Raw genomic sequence first — 5,191 nt, forward strand, 5'->3', positions numbered from 1 at the left:
GCGGCTGAGCCCCCCGGCAGTTTAAAGGGTAGAAAAGTGGCAACTCTCTGCGGTTTATCTGCAACCATTGCCATGAATTCGCCTCCCCATAATGTTCCATCTTCACCAAAGCCGTTGCCATCCCAAACCGCGCCGAAAGCTTGATCGATTATCTGATGTTCCATCATCGCCGCATAAAGATGAGCCACATGATGCTGAGTACTGATAATGGGCAGAGCAGCTTCTTTGGCTAATTGCGTGGTGACATAATCAGGATGTAAATCACAGGCGACAAAATCGGCTTCAACAGCAATCAAACTCGTCATTATTTTTTTTATTTTCCGATGGCGATCGACAGCTGCGACATTCTCAAGATCTCCAATATATTGACTTAGATAGAGTCGCTTGCCTTTGGTCAGGGCGATTGTATTTTTTAACTGACCTCCAAGTGCCATAATAGAGGCTTGTTCTGTTTCTAAAGGCAGATAATCCGGTACATAACCGCGTGCCCGTCTTAATAGCATGGGTTCATTATTAACAAATTTAACAATCGAATCATCTAAGCCCTGGTAGATTTCCCGATCGTGCATAACAAAGCCATCAACCATCTCCCCCAGCTGCTCAAGCGCCTGCTTATTATCACAACAAACAGGCTCGCCGCTGCGGTTGGCACTGGTAACAACGAGCGGTTTATTAACCGCTCGGCAAATAAGCTGATGCAGAGGGGTATAGGCTAACATTACGCCCATATAGGGATTATTCGGTGCTATGGCCGGACTAAGAGATAGGTTAGTTTGTTTATTTTCCAGTAATATAATGGGAGCAATCTCACTGCTTAACAGTAATTTTTCTTTATCTCCCATCAGGTAATCAGCTTCGACCAGTGATAAATTTGGATACATAACGGCAAAGGGTTTGCTCGGACGCTGCTTTTTCTCGCGCAGCCGTAAAACCGCTTGATGATTGCTCGCATCGACGACAATATGAAATCCGGTTAACCCTTTAACGGCTAGGATATTACCTGCCTCTAATGCAGCAATGGCAAGTGTTAATGCCTGTTCTTTTTCAGCAACAATCTCCCCCAGTTGATTAACATAACTAATTTGGGGGCCACATTGCGGGCAATTAATACCCTGAGCATGAAAACGCCGATCCTTGAGGTTTTTATATTCTTCTAAGCAATGATCACACATTGGAAAGGCATTTAAGGTGGTATGGCAACGATCAAAGGGTAACGCCTTGAGAATACTGTAACGCGGGCCGCATTGGGTGCAGCAGATAAAGGGGTATCGATAGCGTCTATTTTCCTTGGAGAACAGCTCTTTTTGACAGGTTTTGCAAATTCCGCTGTCGGGTGAAATATTCACTGCCCCGTCATTTTGACCGCTACTCTCTAAAATATGAAATCCACTGTCACCTTGGTTTTTTATCTGTTTTTTATTAAGTTGCTCTATCTTTGAAACTGCTGGCGCTTTTGCTTGCAGTTGCTGTAAAAACGTTTTGGTATCGACAGCTTCTCCCTCTATTTCAATTAACACAGATTGCCTGATATTACGCACCCAACCGGATAAATTTAGTTGAGAGGCGGTCACTGCAACAAAGGGTCTAAAACCTACACCTTGTACTCTACCCTGAACATTTATCTGATATCGCTGTTTCACATGCGCGCCTTGGTTAACTTAACTAAAGGTAGTTAGAAAATATAATCACTAAGCATAATAGAGATATTTTTCTGAGATTAATCATGCTGTTTTATCATTATAGTGAAATATATTAACATTAATAACGGATTATTAGTCTACCTTTAAAAGAGTGAGATCGGCTAACTTATCTGCGATTGAACTTTTCTCAATAGTCACTTTTATTCAATATATGACGCATTGATTTTAAAATTAACAAACACAGTGCTTACAACGATATTAGGAGCGTTTAAAAATGGACAAACCTCTTACTACACTCATCCATAATCAAGTTAGAGGCTATCGGGGTAATGCCGCTTATCTATTACAAATACTGCGTAATATCCAATTTTCCTGTGGCCATATTCCTGAGGATGCGATACAGCAACTGTCTACTGAATTGACAATATATCCTCCAAAAATTAGAGCGCTTATCGAGTTTTATCACTTTCTTCATTACCGAGACAGAGGGCATTATGATATCTACATGAGTGACAGCATTATCGATCATATATCGGGTAAAAATGAACTAAGCGAATATCTCTGTGAAAAACTCCAGGTTAAATTAAACCAGCCTAGAGCTGACGGCATCGTTACGGTAGCAAACAGCTCCTGTACAGGTATGAGCGATCAAGGTCCTGCTGCATTGATTAATGGTTTGCCATTAACCCGCTTAAGCAAAAAAAGAATCGATCAGATTGTCGGGAAAATTGAAAAAAATATTGAAGTTAAGGAGTGGCCAAAGGCATGGTTTGCTGTGGCTGATAATATCCAAAGTAAAGGAGTGTTGTTAAATATTGAAACTGAGCCCGGTGCGGCCATCAAAAAAGCACTTACAATGGATCCTCACTACACGCTTGCCGAAATTGATAAATCCGCCCTGCGGGGGTGTGGCGGTGCCGGTTTTAAAACCGCTTTAAAATGGAAGTACTGCCGATTAAGCGAAGAAAATGAGCGTTATGTCGTATGTAATGCTGATGAAGGAGAGCCTGGCACCTTTAAAGATCGCGTATTGCTTAACAGTTATGCCGAGCAGCTCATTGAGGGAATGACCATTTGTGCCTATGTAATTGGCGCCCGTAGGGGGTTTATATATTTACGTTATGAATATCAGCACCTCTATCAAAAACTCAATGCAGCCTTGCAAAAACGCCGAGAGGCTAACTTACTGGGCACTCGAATTCTAGGGAGTGGGCTGAGCTTTGATATTGAAATATTTATGGGTGCCGGCTCCTATGTTTGCGGAGAAGAATCGGCTTTAATTGAATCCCTTGAAGGTAAACGGGCCATCCCGCGAATCCGCCCCCCTTTCCCTGTCACCCGTGGTTACTTAGATAAACCCACGGTGGTCAACAATGTGGAAACCTTTTGTTATGCCGCACTCATTATAGAAAAAGGTGCTGATGATTTTTCTGCGCAAGGCATTTCCGGTTTTAGCGGATGTAAAATATTAAGCATCAGCGGTGATGTAGAAAAAGCGGGCATTTACGAGATCCCCTTAGGCTTGCCGGTGAAAAATATACTCAATTTATGCGGCGCAAAATCTGTACAAGCGGTACAGGTTGGCGGCCCCTCCGGTACTTTAATTACTCCCTCTGAATTTAACAGGGTTATTTCATTCGATGATCTCAATACCGGCGGTTCTTTTATGGTGTTTAACCAAAGCCGCGATCTTCTGGAAAATGCGCTTAATTTTACCCATTTCTTTATGAATGAAAGCTGTGGTTTTTGCACGCCATGTCGAGTGGGGACCAAACTGATGTGTGATTTAGCCGATAAAGTAGCGGCTGGACAAGGTGCCAGACTGGATCTGGACAGCATCAAACAGCTTAACCATGTGATGAATAAAATGAGTCATTGCGGGTTAGGGCAAAGAGCAGCAGAGCCCCTATTACAAACATTAGAAAAATTTCCAGAATATTTTGTAAAACGCATGACAGATAAAGACTACCAACCTTCATTTAATGTAGAAGAATCAATTCAACGTGCGATTGATATCGTTGAGATACAGAGCAATCAATAAGGTTATTGATTATTATGAGCAAGAGCAGCAAGCAGAGAAAGACATTCATTATAGATGGCCTTGAGATCCCTTTTATAGAGGGCGAAACAGTTATGCAGGCGGCTATTAAAGCCAATATCTATATTCCTCACCTATGCTTTAATCCTGAATTTACCCCTAACGGCAGTTGTAAAATCTGTACCTGTGAGATTAACGGCCGTAAAACTTCATCATGCTGCACCAAAGCTCAGCAGGGCATGCTGGTCAAAAATGAAACGCATGAACTTACCATGATGAGGCGCACTCTCGTTCAGATGCTGTTTGTTGAAGGCAATCATTACTGCCCTTTTTGTGAACGCAGCGGTAACTGTCAACTGCAAGCCCTGGCCTATGATTTGGGGATGACAGATCTTCATTTCCCGCGCTTTAATGCGAAAAGAAATGTCGATGCCAGTCACCCTGATATTATGATCGATCGAAACCGCTGTATTTTTTGTGAGCTTTGCGTAAGAGCGAGTATAGAGGTCGATAAAAAAGATATATTTACCATCGCCGGGAGAAGCATTAATAAAAGAATGGCCATTAATTCCAAAAGTGGGAATTTAAAAGACACCGAGATGAAAATTACTGATAAATCAGCCCATATCTGTCCGGTGGGCTGTATTATCATTAAAGGGCAAGGTTTTAAAACCCCGATTGGTGAGCGTATTTATGATAAACACTCCATTCGCGATGTGGGCAATATACGCCCCGATAGTTTGATAAAAGAAAAACAACAAACAGAAGCCACAGAGCTGCAGAAGAAAAAAATTAAAGTAGCCACCTGCTCTTTGGCCGGGTGTTTCGGCTGCCATATGTCATTTCTTGATATGGATGAACGGATCATTGAACTGCTTGAACAGGTTGAATTAAGCCGTTGCCCTCTTAACGATATAAAAAATTGCGCGCCAGATTGCGATCTGGGTTTAATTGAAGGCGCAGTCTGTAATACAGAAAATATTGAAGTGCTAAGGCACTTTAGAAAGAGTTGTAAAATTATTATTGCCGTGGGCTCTTGCGCTATTAATGGTGGCGTTCCTTCGCTGCGCAATAGTATTGATGTCAAAGCCTGTTTAGATGAGTCCTACCTTAACGGCATTGGCGTGGTGACCCCTAAGATCCCTACCGATAAAGAGATCCCCTATCTGCTTGAAAAAGTTCACCCCATTCATGAAGTAATAAAAGTCGATTATTTCCTCCCCGGCTGCCCCCCTCCTGCAGATGCTTTTTGGAAAATTTTCAATGATTTATTGGATGGAAAAGAGCCCGAATTACCCTATGACTTATTACATTTTGATTAATGGACGGCGCTATGGATAAATCCTTAGAAACTGCAGAAAATCCCGAGAACCTAAAACGATTTGTGATTGAACCTTTATCAAGAGTGGAGGGGCACGGCAAGGTGACCCTGCTTGTTGATGATAACAATCAAGTCCAACAGTGCCGTTTACATATTGTAGAATTTCGTGGATTTGAACGTTTTATTCAGGGA

The 5,191-nt window shown here is 42.2% G+C and carries 4 protein-coding genes; 3 read left to right on the top strand and 1 reads right to left on the bottom strand.

The features are described 5' to 3' along the window. Window positions 1–1,640 (bottom strand): carbamoyltransferase HypF (gene hypF / locus AC4GME_RS06730; RefSeq protein WP_490379169.1); only part of this gene is annotated, 1,640 nt, incomplete at its 3' end. Window positions 1,641–1,914: 274 nt separating this feature from the next. Between hypF and AC4GME_RS06735 the strand changes: the two genes are divergently transcribed. From AC4GME_RS06735 to AC4GME_RS06745, 3 genes are all read left to right on the top strand, one after another. Beyond that, window positions 1,915–3,681 (top strand): NAD(P)H-dependent oxidoreductase subunit E, encoded by a 1,767-nt coding sequence (locus AC4GME_RS06735; RefSeq protein ID WP_490376870.1) that lies wholly within the window; start codon window positions 1,915–1,917, stop codon window positions 3,679–3,681. Between the two features lie 14 nt (window positions 3,682–3,695). Then, a complete protein-coding gene (locus tag AC4GME_RS06740; RefSeq protein WP_490376871.1) occupies window positions 3,696–5,000 on the top strand; it encodes an NADH-quinone oxidoreductase subunit B family protein in 1,305 nt (434 codons plus the stop codon). An 11-nt stretch (window positions 5,001–5,011) separates the two neighbouring features. Then, on the top strand, window positions 5,012–5,191 hold a 180-nt coding region (locus AC4GME_RS06745; RefSeq protein WP_490379170.1), incomplete at its 3' end, for a hypothetical protein.

It is taken from the genome of Psychromonas sp. (genome assembly GCF_983033635.1).

Coding starts and splice junctions, on each gene's coding strand:
- AC4GME_RS06735 (WP_490376870.1), top strand. CDS start 1,915: ATGGACAAACCTCTTACTACACTCATCCATAATCAAGTTAGAGGCTAT.
- AC4GME_RS06740 (WP_490376871.1), top strand. CDS start 3,696: ATGAGCAAGAGCAGCAAGCAGAGAAAGACATTCATTATAGATGGCCTT.